This window comes from Streptomyces sp. NPDC048643, from assembly GCF_040650615.1.
Taxonomy (GTDB): domain Bacteria; phylum Actinomycetota; class Actinomycetes; order Streptomycetales; family Streptomycetaceae; genus Streptomyces.
In genome coordinates this window covers 1-16,359 of record NZ_JBEZHO010000032.1, presented here as the reverse complement: position 1 = coordinate 16,359, position 16,359 = coordinate 1, and the positions used below count along the sequence as shown (strand labels likewise).

Sequence of the window (16,359 nt, the reverse complement as noted above, 5' to 3'; positions counted from 1 at the left end):
CGCACTGAGAGTGAACAGTCAGCAACCTGGCGTGAGTTCACCCGTACGTGGGTTTCCCGCGCACGCCTTCGAATCCGACGGCACGGTTGTTCCCCGTCGTCACTCGGTCAACGGCACTGGAGGAACGCGCTGGTTGACGCGCCGCGCCACGCGCCGGAGCGGCTAAAAGTGCGTAACGAGCGCGGCGTCCGGATCGTCACGTTCCGTCAACCGCGCTCGCACGTCGTTCACATGAACCCCGTCAGCCGACGATCCGTCCGTTGAGGACCACCCGTCGGGGAGCCGCCAAGACCCGCACGTCGGCACGCGGGTCCTCGCCGTAGACCACGAGGTCCGCGGGCGCGCCCTCGTCGAGTCCCGGACGGCCGAGCCAGCGGCGCGCTCCCCACGCGGTGGCGGACAGCGCCTCGACGGGCGGGATGCCGGCGGTGACGAGTTCGGCGACCTCGGCCGCGACGAGGCCGTGCGGGAGGGTGCCGCCCGCGTCGGTGCCGACGTAGACCGGGATCCCGGCGTCGTAGGCGGCGCGCACGGTGTCGTAGCGGCGTCCGTACAGGCGGCGCATGTGGGCCGACCACGTGGGGAACTTGGACTCGCCGCCGTCCGCGAGCCGCGGGAACGTGGCGATGTTCACGAGGGTGGGCACGATCGCGACGCCGCGCTCGGCGAAGAGCGGGACGGTGTCCTCGGTGAGGCCGGTGGCGTGCTCGACGCAGTCGATGCCGGCCTCGACCAGGTCACGCAGGGAGTCCTCGGCGAAGCAGTGGGCGGTGACACGGGCGCCGAGCCGGTGGGCCTCGGCGATGGCCGCCTCGACGGCCTCGCGCGGCCAGCAGGCGCTCAGGTCGCCGGTGCCGCGGTCGATCCAGTCCCCCACGAGCTTCACCCAGCCGTCGCCGCGCCGGGCCTCCTGGGCGACGTACGCCACGAGGTCCTCGGGCTCGATCTCGTGGGCGTAGTTGCGGATGTAGCGGCGGGTGCGGGCGATGTGCCGCCCGGCCCGGATGATCTTCGGAAGGTCCTCGCGGTCGTCGACCCAGCGGGTGTCGGAGGGCGAGCCGGCGTCGCGCACGAGCAGGGTGCCGGCGTCGCGGTCGGTCAGCGCCTGCTTCTCGGAGACCTCGTCCGGGACCGGGCCGTGCGCGTCGAGCCCGACGTGGCAGTGCGCGTCGACCAGACCCGGCAGGGCCCAGCCCTCGACCGCGCGGACGTCACGGGCGCCGCCGGGACGCTCGTACGAGATCCGGCCGCCGACGACCCACACCTCGTCGCGGACGTCCTCCGGTCCGACGAGGACCCGCCCCTTCACGTGCAGCACAGCGTCTTCGCTCATGCACCGCACCCTAGTGAAGCGGAATCCCGGCGAGGCGGGTCGCCCCCGGGAGTGTCCGCTTCCGCGGGACGGCTCTCGTCAGGGCGTGTCCGACGAGTCCTTCGTGTCCTCCTCGACCTCGGCCATCGACGGGCCGAGCAGCCGGGACAGGAAGTGCCGCGTCCGCTCGTGGGCCGGGTTGCCGATGACCTGTGCCGGGGTGCCGTCCTCGACGATCACGCCGCCGTCCATGAAGACGACGCGGTCGGCGACCTCGCGCGCGAACGACATCTCGTGGGTGACGACCATCATCGTCATGCCGTCGTTCGCGAGCATCCGCATGACGGCGAGCACCTCCCCGACGAGTTCCGGGTCGAGGGCGGAGGTCGGTTCGTCGAAGAGCATCACCTGGGGACCCATGGCGAGCGCCCGGGCGATGGCGACGCGCTGCTGCTGGCCTCCGGAGAGCGAGGCCGGGTAGGCGTCGGCCTTCGCCGCGAGCCCCACCCGGTCGAGGTTCTCGGCGGCGACACGGGCCGCCTCCGTCTTGCCCCGGCGGAGCACCCGGCGCTGCGGCAGCGTGAGGTTCTCGGTCACCGACAGGTGGGGGAAGAGGTTGAACTGCTGGAAGACCATGCCGATACGGCGGCGTACGGCGTCGATGTCGACATCGGGGTCGGTGACCTCCGCGCCGCCCACGAACACCTGGCCCTTGGTGGGTTCCTCCAGGAGGTTCACACAGCGCAGCAGGGTCGACTTGCCGGAGCCGGACGGACCGATGACACAGATGACCTCGCCCTGTCCGACCTCCAGGTCGATGCCGCGCAGGACCTCGTTGTCGCCGAAGGACTTGTGGAGGTCCTTGACCTGGATCTCGGGTGTGCTCACTTGGCCTCCCCGGCCTTGGCCTCAAGTCGCCGGACGACGAATCCGAGCGGCACGGTCACCAGCAGGTAGCACAGGCCGGCGACGAGGATGGGCGTGGAATTGGCCGACGTGCTCGCCAGGTCGCGGCCGAACTTGGACAGTTCGCGCTCCTCCAGTGTGACGCCGAGGATCAGCACCAGCGAGGAGTCCTTGAAGAGGGTCACGAGTTCGTTGGTGAGCGGCGGGAGGATGATCCGGAACGCCTGCGGGATGATGATCGAGACCATGGCCCGGGCGTGCGAGAAGCCCAGCGAACGGGCCGCCTCCATCTGCCCCTTGGGCACCGCCTGGATGCCCGCGCGGAACGTCTCCGCCATGTACGCGGCCCCCACCACACCGAGCGCGATGGCGACCTTGCCGTACGTTCCGCCGGGGATCTCCGTGCCCGGGAACGCGAGGGGTACCGCGACGCCCACGAAGACGAAGATCAGCAGGGTCGGCAGGCCGCGGAAGATCTCGATGTAGATCCCGGCGACCCAGCGGTAGGGACCCACCGACGACAGTCGCATCAGGGCGATGACCATGCCGAGCACGAGTCCGACGGCGAAGCCGGACACCGTGTAGAGGACGGTGTTCTTCAGCGCCAGCGTGATGACGTCCGGGAACATCTGCTTGACCAGGTCCCACTGGGCGAACTGGTTCTTCAGACGGCCCCAGTCCGCCGTGACCGCGAAGAGGACCACGACGGCGACGAAGACCACGTACTGCGCGCCGCGCGAAAGCGAGCGCTTCTGCCGCCTGCTCATGCCCGAGCGGCGGGGCTGGACCGAGGTGTCGGTATCACTCATGAGGCGGAGGGCGAAGCGGAGGCCGCGGCCGCGTCGTACGGGCCGATCCACTTCTCGTACAGCTTCTTGTAGGTTCCGTCGGCCTTGGCGTCCTTGATCGCCTTGTTGATGGCGGCGACCAGCTCGGTGTTGCCCTTCTTCACCGTGAAGCCGTACTGCTCACCGGTGTTGAGGTTGTCCACCACCTTGAAGGCGTCCGCGTTGGCCTTGTCCTTGAGCCAGCCCTGGACGACCGGGTAGTCGATGACGACGGCCTGGACCTGGCCGGTGCGCAGGCCGTTGAGGACGGCGTCGGAGGACTCGAAGGAGACGGGGTCGAGCCCCTTGCTCTTCGCGTACTCCTCGCCGGTGGTCTGCGCCTGGGCGCCGACCTTCTTGCCCTTGAGGTCCGCGAAGGAACCGATGCCGCTCTTCTTGTCGACGAGGACGGCCTGGGTGGCGTCGAAGTACGGGTCCGAGAAGTCGACGTTCTTCGCGCGCTCGGGCGTGATCGTCATGCCGGCCGCGGCGAGGTCGCACTGCTCGGAGTTGAGGAAGGCGCCCGTCTTGAAGTTCTCGAAGGGGGTGTCGACGATGTCCTGCTTCACACCCAGGTCCTTGGCGACCAGGTCGATGAGCGACACGTCGAAGCCCTGCACCTTCCCGTCGATCTCCGACTGGAAGGGCGGGTACGGCAGGTGGGTGCAGGTGGTGAGCTGACCTGCCTTGACCAGCGGGACCCCGCCGGAGGCGGTGGTGGTCTTGCCGCCCCCGCTGTCCGAGGAGCAGCCGGCCACGAGCAGCAGCCCTGCCGTGGCGGTGGTGGCGGCCAGAATGCGGGGCCTGCGCCCGAGGACGGGGTTCACGGGGACCTCCTGTGGGGGGAGCGGAGGGTTCCGATTATAAGGAGATGTTTGGGTTCCTCAAATCAATCCGATGGCCATTGGGCCGTCCGGCCTCGGAACTCTCCGGTCCGAGGGCTCCGACCGCCGCCGGATACGCTCTGATCACCGACCCCTGAGAGCGAAGAGAGCACCGCCGTGACCCACCCCTTTCTTGACCTGGCGCCGCTGAGCGCCGCGCACTTCGCGTCGATCGAGGACCGCGTCGCCCGGCTGCTCTCCACCGAGCAGGACGTCGTGATCATGCAGGGCGAGGCGCTGCTGCCCCTGGAAGGTGCCATCCGCGGCACCGCCGGCGCCGGCACCACCGCCCTCAACGTCGCCACCGGCCCGTACGGGCAGACCTTCGGGAACTGGCTGCGGGACTGCGGGGCCATCGTGATCGATCTGGCGGTGCCCTTCCACACGGCGGTCACCGCCGCGCAGATCCGTGACGCGTTCGCCGAGCACCCGGAGATCGACTTCGTGTCGCTCGTGCACGCCGAGGCGGCCACCGGCAACACCAACCCGGTCGCGGAGATCGGCGAGGTCGCACGGGAGCACGGCGCGCTCTTCTACCTGGACGCCGTCGCGTCGATCGGCGCGGAGCCCGTCCTGCCGGACGCCTGGGGCGTCGACCTGTGCGTGATCGGGGCGCAGAAGGCGATGGGCGGCCCGGCGGGCGTGTCCGCGGTGTCCGTGAGCGAGCGGGCGTGGGCGCGGATGGCCGCGAACCCGGCGGCGCCGCGTCGTTCCTACCTCTCCCTGCTGGACTGGAAGGAGCGCTGGGTCGACGCGGGACGCAAGGCGCTGCTGCACGCGCCGGCACAGTTGGAGATGCTGGCCCTGGAAGCGTGTGTCGAGCGGATCGAGGGTGAGGGTCTCGACGCGGTGATGGCCCGCCACGCCTCGGCGGCCGCGGCGACCCGCGCGGGTGCCGTGGCCCTCGGCGGCGGCCTGGAGCCGTACGTCCACGAGGCCTCCGACGCCGCCCCCGTCGCCACGACGCTGCGGGTGCCGGAGGGCGCGGACGCGTCCGAGCTGGTCGCCAGGGCGCTGGCCGCCGATCCTGTGCTGCCGCTCGCCGCGGGCGGCGGCGCGCTCGCGCAGTCGATGATCCGCGTGAACCACTACGGGCCCGACGCCACCCGGGGCGCCGTCCACTCCAGCCTCGCGGGCCTGGGCGCCGCACTGGCCGAGTCCGGCTTCCCGGTGGACCTGGAGGCCGCGCGCCGCGCGGTGGCGAAGGCCTGGGGCTGATCCCGGCGCCGCGTCGGAGTCGACCGGCGGGGGGCGTGCGCGTCTCCGCCGGCGCTCCGACGGCTCCGGGCGTCACCCGCGGGCTCCGTGACCCGCGGTCGGGGCGGGCGCGCGCCGGCGGGCCGCACGAGGCCGCCCGCATCACCGGCGCCCCGGGAATTGCACATCCTCTCCACGCGCCTATCCTGCTGTTCATTCGAATGCCGAATTGCTTCGGAATAGCTTCCCGCATTCTTCTGCCCGCGATCTCCGTACCTAAACGCAAAGATTTCGCGAACGCCAACCGACGTAATTCGGGCGGATCTCCAGCACGTTACGTTGCTGTGACGCACTCCACAACCCGCCCGTTTTCTCCGGTATTTTCCGCGCAAAAGCGGTCATAAAGCTGTGTGCGCTGCCACGTTCTCACAGGCGCGCGATAACACACGAGGACGCCGCACGTAACCCGGTCCGACGATGCAATTTCAGCTTTCCATCGGTAAATTCAATCCGCATGACCGCCGCACACCCAGACCTGTCAGCGGAATTCCTGGAAATGCCGGAGGGCCTTCGGATCGACCGTCCGGAGGTGGCCGACGGGGCCGCCCTCTGGCGCATCGCCAAGGACTCCCGAACTCTCGACCTGAACTCCTCGTACAGCTACCTGCTGTGGTGCCGTGACTTCGCCGGCACCTCGGCCGTGGCCCGCGACGCCGAAGGGCGCCCCGTCGGTTTCGTGACCGCGTACGTACGCCCGGAGCGTCCGCGCACCCTGCTCGTGTGGCAGGTGGCCGTCGACGCCGCGTACCGCGGACGCGGACTGGCCGCGCGGCTGCTCGACGGGCTGACGGCACGGGTGGCCGCCGAGCGCGGACTGTCCGTCCTGGAGACGACCATCTCCCCGGGCAACACCGCCTCCGAGCGCCTGTTCCTGTCGTACGCACAGCGTCATGGCGCGGCCGTCGAGCGCGAGGTGCTGTTCGAGACGGACCAGTTCCCCGACGGACCGCACGACCCCGAGGTGCTGTACCGCATCGGCCCGTTCTCCCTCTGAACTTCTTCTCCCCTTCGCCCCCTTCTTCTTCCGCCCCCCACGCTTCGAGGAGCGATTCGTGACCATCACCCAGCCCGATCTGAGCGTCTTCGAGACCCTGGAGTCGGAGGTCCGCAGCTACTGCCGCAACTGGCCCACCGTCTTCGACCGCGCCCAGGGCAGCCGCATGTACGACGAGGACGGCCACGAGTACCTCGACTTCTTCGCCGGTGCCGGGTCACTGAACTACGGGCACAACAACCCCGTGCTCAAACGGGCCCTGATCGACTACCTGGAGCGTGACGGGGTCACCCACGGTCTCGACATGTCGACGACCGCGAAGCGCGGCTTCCTGGAGGCCTTCCAGAACCTGGTGCTGCGCCCGCGTGACCTGCCCTACAAGGTGATGTTCCCCGGCCCGACGGGCACCAACGCCGTCGAGTCCGCGCTCAAGCTCGCGCGGAAGGTGAAGGGCCGCGAGTCGATCGTGTCGTTCACCAACGCGTTCCACGGCATGTCGCTCGGCTCGCTCGCCGTGACCGGCAACGCCTTCAAGCGGGCCGGCGCCGGTATCCCGCTGGTGCACGGCACCCCGATGCCGTTCGACAACTACTTCGACGGCCAGGTCCCGGACTTCCTGTGGTTCGAGCGGCTCCTGGAGGACCAGGGCTCGGGCCTCAACCAGCCCGCCGCGGTCATCGTCGAGACCGTGCAGGGCGAGGGCGGCATCAACGTCGCGCGGCCCGAGTGGCTGCGTGCCCTCGCCGAGCTGTGCAAGCGCCGCGACATGCTGCTGATCGTCGACGACATCCAGATGGGCTGCGGCCGGACCGGCGCGTTCTTCTCCTTCGAGGAGGCCGGTGTCGTGCCCGACATCGTCACGGTGTCCAAGTCCATCAGCGGTTACGGCCTGCCGATGTCGCTGTGCCTGTTCAAGCCGGAGCTGGACATCTGGGAGCCGGGCGAGCACAACGGCACCTTCCGCGGCAACAACCCGGCGTTCGTCACGGCCGCCGCCGCCCTGGAGGCCTACTGGGCCGACGGCTCCGCCATGGAGAAGCAGACCCGCTCCCGCGGCGAGCAGGTCGAGCAGGCGCTGATCTCCATCACCGAGGAGAACCTCGCCGACGTCAAGGAGTACCGGGGCCGCGGGCTCGTCTGGGGCCTGGAGTTCAAGGAGAAGGACCGCGCCGGACGCGTGGCCAAGCGCGCCTTCGAACTCGGCCTGCTCATCGAGACGTCCGGCCCCGAGAGCGAGGTCGTGAAACTGCTGCCCGCGCTCACCATCACCCCCGACGAGCTCGACGAGGGTCTGCGCACCCTCGCCCGGGCCGTCCGCGAGACCGTCTGACCAGACCGCCGCACACCACGAGAAACACGAGAGAGAGGCATCGCACCACCGTGATAGTCCGTTCGTTCAAGGATGTTGAAGGCACCGACCGGCATGTGAAGGCGGCGACCGGCACCTGGGAGAGCAAGCGCATCGTCCTCGCCAAGGAGAAGGTCGGCTTCTCCCTGCACGAGACGATCCTGTACGCGGGTACGGAGACGGACATGTGGTATGCGAACCACATCGAGGCCGTGCTCTGCGTGGAGGGTGAGGCCCAGCTCGTCAACCGGGAGACCGGCGAGGAGCACTGGATCACGCCCGGGACGATGTACCTGCTGAACGGCCACGAGCGCCACACCGTTCGTCCCAAGACCGACTTCCGCTGTGTCTGCGTCTTCAACCCGCCCGTCACCGGACGGGAGGACCACGACGAGAACGGCGTCTACCCGCTGCTCACCGAACCCGAGGAGGTGTGACACACCGATGACCACGCTCACCGATCTGTACCCCAGCCGAGGCGCCACCGAAGTGGCCGTGCCCCGACAGGACCCGGTCCTGTGGGGCGCGCCGGGCGAACCCGGCCCGATCACCGTGCCCGAACTCCAGACGTACGAGCGCGACGGCTTCCTCCCCGTCGAGGAACTGATCACCGATGACGAGGTCGCCGTCTACCGGCAGGAGCTGGAACGGCTCGTGACCGACCCGGCGATCCGTGCCGACGACCGCTCGATCATCGAGCCGCAGACGCAGGAGATCCGGTCCGTCTTCGAGGTGCACCGGATCAGCGAGATCTTCGCCGGGCTCGTCCGTGACGAGCGCGTCGTGGGCCGCGCCCGGCAGATCCTCGGCTCCGACGTGTACGTGCACCAGTCGCGGATCAACGTCAAGCCCGGCTTCGGCGCCAGCGGCTTCTACTGGCACTCGGACTTCGAGACCTGGCACGCCGAGGACGGTCTGCCGAACATGCGGACGGTGTCCGTCTCGATCGCGCTGACCGAGAACTACGACACCAACGGCGGTCTCATGATCATGCCGGGGTCGCACAGGACGTACCTCGGGTGTGCGGGGGCCACGCCGAAGGACAACTACAAGAAGTCGCTGCAGATGCAGGACGCCGGCACGCCGTCCGACGAGGCGCTCACGCAGCTCGCCACCCGGCACGGCATCAAGCTCTTCACGGGCAAGGCCGGTTCGGCGACCTGGTTCGACTGCAACTGCATGCACGGTTCGGGCGACAACATCACGCCGTTCCCGCGCAGCAACGTCTTCATCGTGTTCAACAGCGTCGAGAACGCCGCGGTGGAGCCCTTCGCTGCTCCGGTGCGCAGGCCTGAGTTCATCGGCGCCCGGGACTTCACCCCGGTGCGCTGACCTCCTTCGCCGCTCGGGTCATGGGCCGGGGCCACTCCCCCACGTACGGATCACGTACGGGAGGAGGGGCCCCGGCCCTCGCCGCGCGCGGGGTCAGCCGGGCAGTACGTCGAGGAGCCGGTCGACGTCGGCCGGGGTGTTGTAGAGGTGGAACGCGGCCCGCAGGTTGCCCGCGCGGTCGGAGACCTCCACCCCGGCGCGGCTCAACTCGCCCTGGAGGCGGCCGAGTCCCGACACCGAGACGATCGGGGAATCGGGGGCCGGGATCGGCGTGTGTCCGCGCTCCCGCAGTCCCGCGCGGAACCGGTCGGCGAGCGCGAGGTCGTGCGCGTGGATCCGCTCCACGCCCAGCTGTTCGAGGAGTTCCAGCGAGTGCCGGGCCCCCGCGTACGCGAAGAGACCGGGACTCTCGTCGAACCGCCGTGCGGAGTGGGCCAGTTCCTCGACCGGGCCGTAACAGCTGTCCCAGGGTGCCTCGCCCGCCACCCAGCCGGCGAACACCGGGGTGAGTCCGCCGAAGTCCTCGGGGACGACGAGGAAGGCGACTCCGCGCGGGCAGACGAGCCACTTGAAGGCGACGGACGAGACGAAGTCGTAGGCGCCGGCGCGCAGCGGCAGCCATCCGGCGGCCTGGGAGGCGTCCACGTAGGTCCGGGCGCCGTGTTCCCGTGCGGCCTCCCGGATCGCGTCCAGGTCGGCGGTCCGGCCGTCGGCGGACTGGGCCGCGCTGACAGCGACGAGCGCGGTGCCGGAGTGCACGGACTCGGCCATCCGCTCCAGCGGTACGGCCCGGACCTTGAGGTCACCGCGGACGTGGAAGGGGGTCACGACCGAGCTGAACTCGGCCTCGGCGGTGAGGACTTCGGCGCCCGGCGGCAGGGAGGCCGCGATCAGTCCGCTGTACACCGCGACCGAGGCGCCCGCCGCGACCCGGCGGCCGGGCACGCCGACGAGCCGCGCGAACGACGCGCGGGCGGCCTCGACATCGGCGAACATGTCGGCGGGCTGCCCGGCCGCCACGGAGTCCACGGCGGCCCGCATCGCGGTCACCGTGCGGGCCGGAAGCAGACCGGTGCTCGCGGTGTTCAGATAGGTGTTCTTCGCGGCGAACTCGGCACGGACGAGGGTCTCGAAGGTCTCCATGGGGACCACTCTGGGCCCGGAGGATGTCCAGGTCCATTGCTGATTTCTGCGTGGTTCACCCAAGAGGCGCTTATGGATCGCCCCCGACCTGCGTCTTTCAGTTCTGGGGTACGGCGCAGCCGTCCGGGCCGCAGACCTCGGCACCGTCCTCGGCGCTCTTCCCGTCCTGGATGAGGGTGAGCTGCGGACGCTCGCCCCACGCCTGGGCCAACGCCTGGCTGAAGACCTCGGCGGGCTGGGCGCCGGAGACGCCGTACGTCCGGTCGAGGACGAAGAAGGGGACGCCGTTCGCGCCCAGCTCGGCGGCCTCGCGCTCGTCGGTGCGGACCTCGTCGGCGTAGGCGGACGGGTCGGCGAGGACGCGACGGGCGTCGTCCGCGTCGAGTCCGGCGGCGACGGCCAGCTCGACGAGCCGCTCGTCGTCCCCGAAGACGCTGCGCTCCTCGGCGAAGTTGGCGCGGTAGAACAGGCCGATCAGCTCGTCCTGGCGGCCCTTCTCCTTGGCGAGGTGGAGCAGGCGGTGCATGTCGAAGGTGTTGCCGTGGTCGCGGTCCCGGGTGCGGTAGTCCAGGCCCTCGGCGGCGGCCTGGGTGCCCAGGTTCTCCTCGCCTGCCTGGGCCTGCGCCTCACTCATGCCGTACTTCTTGGTGAGCATGGTGAGCACGGGCTGGATGTCGCCCTTGGCGCGGCCGGGGTCCAGCTCGAACGAGCGGTGCACGACCTCGACCTCGTCACGGTGCGGAAAGGCGTCGAGCGCCTTCTCGAAGCGGGCCTTCCCGACGTAGCACCACGGGCAGGCGATGTCGGACCAGATCTCGACGCGCATTCTTCGGCTCTCTCCAGGTCGTGCGGATACGGGACACCCTCCGGGGTCGTCGGTGTGTGAACGTTCAATCTGCGGGCTTCATTCCCCGACCGTGTACCGCAGCGGCAGGTGGCGCCCGTCCTCGGCGGGCCGGTGCTCCGGGTCCGGGAGCCAGCCGAGGCGGGCGTAGAAGGCCCGCGCGCGCCCGTTGTCGCCATGGACGTCGAGCGTCGCCGTGCGCTTCCCGTCCGCCTGCCACTCCTCCACACAGGCCGCGTGCAGCGCCGAGCCGAGGCCGGCCCGCCGGCGGCCGGGCTCGATGTGCAACTGGAAGAGCCTGACGGTGTCGGAGGGCGCGCCCTCGGCCGTACGGAACGCGGCGACGCCGACGATCCGGCCGTCCAGCACGAGACACAGCACATGCCCCTCGCGCCGCTCGATCGCACCCCGCCAGGCCGCGACCCGGTCCGTGCCGTCCTCCGGCAAGCCGTCGGGGTGGTAGGTCGCCCGGGACCTCGCGTGCAACCCGGCGACGACGTCCGCCTCGGCGGGCAGCACGGTCCTGATCATCCGACGCCCGGGGCGCACACGGTCCTCGATCACACAGCGGAGGACGTCTCGGCGGACGACGCGGTTCCGCGTCGTCCGAACCGCACGCGGTACACGTCGGAGGTGAGCCCGGGCGGTGAGTCGGGGCGGTGAGTCGGGGGCGGCTGCGGGGGCGGCCCTCAGCTTCCGTCGCGCAGGTCGCGGGGCCAGGTCGGGCGGAACTCGATGTCGTCGTACGTCACCACGCAGCCCTCCCCCATCGGGGACTGCGTCATGAAGCCCACCAGTGCCGCCCCGCTCTCCTTCTCGTCCGCCAGGGTGAAGAGGCGGATGAAGGTCCAGCGCTTGCCGTCGCGTGAGGCGTGGAAGGCGAAGGCGCGGCCCGTGCGGCTCACCCGGAGCCAGACGGAACTGCCGTCCACGGTGAAGGAGTTGGCGTCGTCGGAGTGGCCGCGGGTGACGACCGTGCAGACGGTGGCCACGTCCGGGGAGTACTCCAGGCAGAGCTTCGCCCAGGCGCGCTCGCCGACGTGGACGTAGAGCACGCCCGCGTCGAAGGAGGCCCCGAAGCCGACCGTCACGCGGGCGATGAGCTGGAAGTCGCCCTCCGGGGCGCCGAGCAGCCGGGGCGCGTCCGACGCCGGGTCGAGCCCTTCGCCGGTGGGCGGCACGAAGCGGTCCTGTCGCGGGCCGGCCCAGCCGGTGAGCACGTCGTCCTCGTACGACCAGTGCCCGTCGGGGCCGTACGTGCGCAGGGAGAAGGGCAGTTCGGGGAGTGAGACGTCCATGGTCCGAGTCTCTCAGGTGGGCCGCGGCGCCGGGGAAGGGGTGGCGGGGAGGGGCGGGCAGAGGTGCGGGGACGGGCTCGGCCCGTCCCCGCGTGGTTCTCAGCGCTCCAGGCGTCCGTCGTAACGCCGGGGCAGGCCCAGCGGGTTGTCGTCGCGCAGCTCCGGCGGCAGCAGTGCCTCGGGCACGCCCTGGTAGGCCACCGGCCGCATCCACCGCTCGATGGCGGTGCCGCCGACCGAGGTGGACGTCGAGGTCGTCGCGGGGTAGGGACCCCCGTGGTGCTGGGCGGGCGCGACGGCGACGCCGGTCGGCCAGCCGTTGACCAGCACCCGGCCCGCGAGCGGCGTCAGCTCGGCGAGGATCTCGGCGCCGCGGCCCTCGCCCGCCGCCTCCTCGGCGGAGAGCTGCACCGTGGCCGTGAGGTTGCCGGGCAGCCGGGACAGGACGGCGCCCGCCTCGGCCGCGTCGGTGTAGCGCGCCACGACCGTGAGCGGCCCGAAGCACTCCTCCAGGAGCAGGTCGTGTTCGCCCTCCGTCGTGAGCCGCTCGGCGGGCACGGTCAGGAAACCGGGGCTCACCGTGTGCCGGCCGCCGGCGCCCGGGGTGACGGGCGACTCGACCTCCGGCAGCCCGGCCCGCTCGGCGACCCCGGCGATGAAGTTGTCCCGCATCCGGTGGTCCAGCAGGACCCCGGCGTCGGTGTCGCTCACCGCGTCGGTCAGGGACTTCAGGAACCGGTCACCCGCCGCGCCGGCCGGTGCGAGCACCAGGCCCGGCTTCACACAGAACTGTCCGACGCCCAGGGTCATCGAGCCGGCGAGGCCGGCGCCGATCTCCTCGGCGCGCTCGGCGGCCGCGGCCTCGGTGACCACGACGGGGTTGAGGGAGCCCAGCTCGCCGTGGAACGGGATCGGCACCGGGCGCTGTGCGGCCGCGTCGAAGAGGGCCCGGCCGCCACGCACCGAGCCGGTGAACCCGGCCGCCGCGATCAGCGGGTGCCGGACCAGTTCGACGCCCGCCTCGAAGCCGTGGACGAGTCCGACGACCGCGGCGGGGATGTCGTGCCGGGCGGCGGCCCGGCGCAGCACGGAGGCGACCAGTTCCGACAGGGCGGGGTGGTCGGGGTGCGCCTTGACGACGACGGGGCAGCCCGCGGCCAGCGCGCTCGCGGTGTCGCCGCCCGCGACGGAGAAGGCGAAGGGGAAGTTGGAGGCCGAGTACACGGCCACGACGCCCAGGGGCACCTTGTACCGGCGCAGGTCCGGGATGGGCGGGGTCGCCGTGGCGTCGGGGTGGTCGATGACGACGTCGAGGAAGGCGCCCTCGTCGACGATCCCGGCGAAGGCGCGCAACTGGAAGCAGGTGCGGGCGAGTTCGCCGTTCAGCCGGACGGGGCCGAGCGCGGACTCCGCGTCGGCGACCTCGACGAGGTGTTCCTTGGAGCCTTCGAGCAGGTCGGCGGCGGTGCGCAGGAACGCGGCGCGGACGGTGCGGTCGGCGAGGGCGGGGCGCACGGCGTGTGCGGCACGGACGGCCTCGTCCACCTCCTGGGCTGTGGCCTCCACCGCAACCTGTTCCCGCTGCTTCCCGGTACGGGGGTCGACACTCCAGACTGGTGCTGCTGCCACCGCGGGTCCCTCCAGATGTGATGCCGCACTTCTTGTGTCACTCACCAGGGGCGTTCGATATGCTGAACGCTGTCTCTGATGGTGAATATGCTGTTGGAGACTATTTCCCGTCCAACGAAGGGGTCAAGGGCGATGTCGGCAGGCGAGACAGGCGGCGGGGCACAGGTCAAGTCCGCGGTACGGACCGTGGAATTGCTCGAGTACTTCGCCGGCCGCCCCGGAATGCACTCCCTCGCCGCGGTCCAGGAGGCCGTCGGCTACCCCAAGTCCAGCCTGTACATGTTGCTGCGCACGCTCGTCGAGCTCGGCTGGGTCGAGACGGACGCGACGGGCACGCGGTACGGCATCGGCGTCCGGGCCCTGCTGGTCGGCACCTCGTACATCGACGGCGACGAGGTGGTCGCCGCGGCCCGCCCCACCCTCGACCGCCTCTCCGACGACACCACGGAGACCATCCACCTCGCGCGCCTGGACGGCACGAACGTCGTCTACCTCGCCACCCGCCAGTCGCAGCACTACCTGCGCCCCTTCACCCGGGTCGGCCGCAGGCTCCCCGCCCACTCCACCTCGCTCGGCAAGGCGCTGCTGGCCACGCACACCGACGAGCAGGTCCGCAAGATGCTGCCCGAGACGCTGCCCGCGCTGACCGAGCACACGATCACGGACCGGGAGAAGCTCATCGAGGAGCTGCGCCAGGTGCGCGAGCAGGGCTTCGCCGTGGACCGCGAGGAGAACACGCTGGGGCTGCGCTGCTTCGGCGTGGCGATTCCGTACCGCACGCCGGCCCGTGACGCGATCAGCTGCTCGGTGCCGGTGGCCCGGCTCACACCCGCGCACGAGCAGATGGTCAAGGACGCCCTGTTCGACGCCCGTGACCGGCTCACCCTGGCCACCCGCCGGCTCTGACGGCTCCGCGCGCGTGTGCCCGTTCGATGAAGGGCGCATGAGAAATGGGTGCGGGAGGGAACGAATCACGCCCTTCCGCTCGTCTTTCCGTACGGCATGAACAAGACGATCAGGCGTGCCGCCGTCTTCACACTGCTGCTCGTCCTCTCCCTGCTGGTGAGGGCGACCTGGGTGCAGTTCTACGACGGCAAGGCACTGGCGGACGACAAGGACAACCGACGGAACGCGATCTCGCTGTACGCGAACCCGCTCGGGAACATCATCGTGGCCGGCGACGCGATCACCGGCTCCACACAGACGAAAGGCAGCGACCTCAAGTACAAGCGGACGTACAAGGACGGCAGCCTGTACGCGGCGGTCACCGGCTACAGCTCGCAGGTGTACGGGGCGACGCAGCTGGAGGGCATCTACCAGGACCTCCTGGACGGCTCGGACATCCAGCTGAAGAACCCCCTGGACAGCCTGACCAACAAGCGCGCCGACCCCGGTGACGTGGTCACGACGATCGACCCGGCGGTGCAGAAGGCCGGGTTCGAGGCCCTCGGGGACAAGAAGGGCGCGGCCGTCGCGATCGACCCGAAGACGGGCAAGATCCTCGGCGTCGTCTCCACCCCGTCGTACGACCCGACGTCGATCAGCGCGGGCAACGGCAGCCTCTGGAAGAAGCTGACCGAGGACCCCGACAAGCCGCTGGTCAACCGCGCGCTGCGGCAGCCGCTGCCGCCGGGTTCGACGTTCAAGCTGGTCGTGGCGTCCGCCGCGCTGGAGAGCGGCCTGTACGACGACGTGGACGCGAAGACGGACAGCCCGAATCCGTACACCCTGCCGAACACGCGCACCCCCCTGAAGAACGAGAGCGCGTCAGCCCCGTGCGAGAACGCCTCGATCCGGGTCGCCCTCCAGTACTCCTGCAACAACGTCTTCGGCAAGATGGCCGTCGACCTCGGGCAGGACAAGGTGAAGGCGATGGCGGAGAAGTTCGGGTTCAACGACACGCAGCAGGACGTGCCGGTGCGCGCCTACACCAGCGTGTACCCCTCGGACATGGACAAGTCGTCGACGGCCCTGACCGGCATCGGCCAGTACGACGTCACCGCGACCCCGCTCCAGATGGCGATGGTGTCCGCCGCGATCGCCAACGACGGCAAGCTCGTCTCGCCGCACATGGTGGCGCAGACCAGCGACGCCGACGGCGACGTGCTGAAGAACTACGACGACGACACCGAGAGCAGGCGGATCGTCAGCTCGGACACCGCCCAGGGGCTCCAGTCGGCGATGCAGACGGTCATCGAGCAGGGCACGGGCACGAACGCCCGGATCCCCGGCGCGACCGTGGGCGGCAAGACGGGTACGGCCCAGCACGGCGAGAAGAACAGCAAGACGCCGTACGCCTGGTTCACCTCGTTCGGGAAGTCCGACTCGACCGGCAAGGAGGTCGCCGTCGCGGTGATCGTCGAGCAGTCGGACGCGGCCCGCTCCGAGGTCAGCGGCAACGGCCTGGCGGCCCCGGTCGCCAAGGCGATGATGCAGGCGGCCCTGAGGAACTGAGCCGACGGCCACGGCCGGCGCACGACAGGCCCTCCGACGACAGGACGGCCCCGCACCTCCTGGTGCGGGGCGAGTGGTACCTGCACCTCTTCGCGCCCGAGCAGCCCGACTTCAACTGGGAACACCCCGCC

16 protein-coding genes are annotated in these 16,359 nt (G+C 70.5%); 7 read left to right on the top strand and 9 right to left on the bottom strand.

Annotated features, from left to right (window positions below; genetic code table 11):
* Nucleotides 1-241: 241 nt before the first annotated feature.
* The 4 genes from AB0C62_RS27095 to AB0C62_RS27080 form a co-directional block, all read right to left on the bottom strand.
* Nucleotides 242-1,333 carry an amidohydrolase family protein gene (locus AB0C62_RS27095; RefSeq protein ID WP_362977387.1) on the bottom strand — a complete coding sequence of 364 codons (1,092 nt, stop codon included), beginning with the start codon at nucleotides 1,331-1,333 and terminating at the stop codon, nucleotides 242-244.
* 78 nt (nucleotides 1,334-1,411) lie between these two features.
* On the bottom strand, nucleotides 1,412-2,200 hold the full coding sequence (locus AB0C62_RS27090; protein WP_362977385.1) for an amino acid ABC transporter ATP-binding protein: 789 nt from the start codon (nucleotides 2,198-2,200) through the stop codon (nucleotides 1,412-1,414).
* Entirely contained in the window at nucleotides 2,197-3,027 is an 831-nt protein-coding gene (locus AB0C62_RS27085) for an amino acid ABC transporter permease (protein ID WP_362977383.1), read from the bottom strand. The genes AB0C62_RS27090 and AB0C62_RS27085 overlap by 4 nt, the downstream gene beginning before the upstream one ends.
* Complete coding sequence (locus AB0C62_RS27080) at nucleotides 3,024-3,872, bottom strand: basic amino acid ABC transporter substrate-binding protein (RefSeq protein WP_362977381.1); 849 nt, start codon at nucleotides 3,870-3,872, stop codon at nucleotides 3,024-3,026. Before AB0C62_RS27080 ends, AB0C62_RS27085 begins: the two co-directional genes overlap by 4 nt.
* Before the next feature lie 174 nt (nucleotides 3,873-4,046).
* Between AB0C62_RS27080 and AB0C62_RS27075 the strand changes: the two genes are divergently transcribed.
* From AB0C62_RS27075 to thpD, 5 genes are all read left to right on the top strand, one after another.
* The gene (locus tag AB0C62_RS27075; protein ID WP_362977379.1) at nucleotides 4,047-5,147 is read left to right on the top strand and encodes an aminotransferase class V-fold PLP-dependent enzyme; all 1,101 of its coding nucleotides are present in this window, start codon (nucleotides 4,047-4,049) and stop codon (nucleotides 5,145-5,147) included.
* A gap of 493 nt (nucleotides 5,148-5,640) precedes the next feature.
* Nucleotides 5,641-6,180 (top strand): diaminobutyrate acetyltransferase, encoded by a 540-nt coding sequence (ectA, locus tag AB0C62_RS27070; RefSeq protein WP_356174017.1) that lies wholly within the window; start codon nucleotides 5,641-5,643, stop codon nucleotides 6,178-6,180.
* Nucleotides 6,181-6,238: 58 nt separating this feature from the next.
* Nucleotides 6,239-7,510, top strand: coding sequence for a diaminobutyrate--2-oxoglutarate transaminase (gene ectB, locus AB0C62_RS27065; protein WP_362977377.1), 1,272 nt, complete (start codon nucleotides 6,239-6,241; stop codon nucleotides 7,508-7,510).
* Between the two features lie 50 nt (nucleotides 7,511-7,560).
* A complete protein-coding gene (locus tag AB0C62_RS27060) occupies nucleotides 7,561-7,965 on the top strand; it encodes an ectoine synthase (RefSeq protein ID WP_362977375.1) in 405 nt (134 codons plus the stop codon).
* A 7-nt stretch (nucleotides 7,966-7,972) separates the two neighbouring features.
* Nucleotides 7,973-8,860, top strand: coding sequence for an ectoine hydroxylase (thpD, locus tag AB0C62_RS27055; RefSeq protein WP_362977373.1), 888 nt, complete (start codon nucleotides 7,973-7,975; stop codon nucleotides 8,858-8,860).
* A 93-nt stretch (nucleotides 8,861-8,953) separates the two neighbouring features.
* On the opposite strand, the gene AB0C62_RS27050 is transcribed toward thpD, so the two are convergent.
* From AB0C62_RS27050 to AB0C62_RS27030, 5 genes are all read right to left on the bottom strand, one after another.
* Nucleotides 8,954-10,003, bottom strand: a complete 1,050-nt coding sequence (locus AB0C62_RS27050) for an aminotransferase class V-fold PLP-dependent enzyme (protein WP_362977371.1) — start codon at nucleotides 10,001-10,003, stop codon at nucleotides 8,954-8,956.
* Between the two features lie 97 nt (nucleotides 10,004-10,100).
* Nucleotides 10,101-10,829 (bottom strand): DsbA family oxidoreductase, encoded by a 729-nt coding sequence (locus AB0C62_RS27045; RefSeq protein ID WP_362977369.1) that lies wholly within the window; start codon nucleotides 10,827-10,829, stop codon nucleotides 10,101-10,103.
* A 78-nt stretch (nucleotides 10,830-10,907) separates the two neighbouring features.
* On the bottom strand, nucleotides 10,908-11,411 hold the full coding sequence (locus AB0C62_RS27040) for a GNAT family N-acetyltransferase (RefSeq protein WP_362977367.1): 504 nt from the start codon (nucleotides 11,409-11,411) through the stop codon (nucleotides 10,908-10,910).
* Nucleotides 11,412-11,536: 125 nt separating this feature from the next.
* A complete protein-coding gene (locus AB0C62_RS27035) occupies nucleotides 11,537-12,145 on the bottom strand; it encodes a DUF1349 domain-containing protein (RefSeq protein WP_362977365.1) in 609 nt (202 codons plus the stop codon).
* 99 nt (nucleotides 12,146-12,244) lie between these two features.
* Nucleotides 12,245-13,774, bottom strand: coding sequence for an aldehyde dehydrogenase (NADP(+)) (locus AB0C62_RS27030; RefSeq protein WP_362977363.1), 1,530 nt, complete (start codon nucleotides 13,772-13,774; stop codon nucleotides 12,245-12,247).
* Nucleotides 13,775-13,906: 132 nt separating this feature from the next.
* Between AB0C62_RS27030 and AB0C62_RS27025 the strand changes: the two genes are divergently transcribed.
* Nucleotides 13,907-14,680, top strand: a complete 774-nt coding sequence (locus tag AB0C62_RS27025; RefSeq protein ID WP_081223720.1) for an IclR family transcriptional regulator — start codon at nucleotides 13,907-13,909, stop codon at nucleotides 14,678-14,680.
* Between the two features lie 96 nt (nucleotides 14,681-14,776).
* Entirely contained in the window at nucleotides 14,777-16,228 is a 1,452-nt protein-coding gene (locus AB0C62_RS27020; protein WP_362977361.1) for a penicillin-binding transpeptidase domain-containing protein, read from the top strand.
* The last annotated feature ends 131 nt before the right edge of the window (nucleotides 16,229-16,359 follow it).

Excerpts from the sequence above, each read along its gene's own strand:
- AB0C62_RS27095 (WP_362977387.1), bottom strand. The coding sequence starts at position 1,333 with ATGAGCGAAGACGCTGTGCTGCACGTGAAGGGGCGGGTCCTCGTCGGA.
- AB0C62_RS27085 (WP_362977383.1), bottom strand. The coding sequence starts at position 3,027 with ATGAGTGATACCGACACCTCGGTCCAGCCCCGCCGCTCGGGCATGAGC.
- ectA (WP_356174017.1), top strand. The coding sequence starts at position 5,641 with ATGACCGCCGCACACCCAGACCTGTCAGCGGAATTCCTGGAAATGCCG.
- thpD (WP_362977373.1), top strand. The coding sequence starts at position 7,973 with ATGACCACGCTCACCGATCTGTACCCCAGCCGAGGCGCCACCGAAGTG.
- AB0C62_RS27050 (WP_362977371.1), bottom strand. The coding sequence starts at position 10,003 with ATGGAGACCTTCGAGACCCTCGTCCGTGCCGAGTTCGCCGCGAAGAAC.
- AB0C62_RS27045 (WP_362977369.1), bottom strand. The coding sequence starts at position 10,829 with ATGCGCGTCGAGATCTGGTCCGACATCGCCTGCCCGTGGTGCTACGTC.
- AB0C62_RS27035 (WP_362977365.1), bottom strand. The coding sequence starts at position 12,145 with ATGGACGTCTCACTCCCCGAACTGCCCTTCTCCCTGCGCACGTACGGC.
- AB0C62_RS27025 (WP_081223720.1), top strand. The coding sequence starts at position 13,907 with ATGTCGGCAGGCGAGACAGGCGGCGGGGCACAGGTCAAGTCCGCGGTA.
- AB0C62_RS27020 (WP_362977361.1), top strand. The coding sequence starts at position 14,777 with ATGAACAAGACGATCAGGCGTGCCGCCGTCTTCACACTGCTGCTCGTC.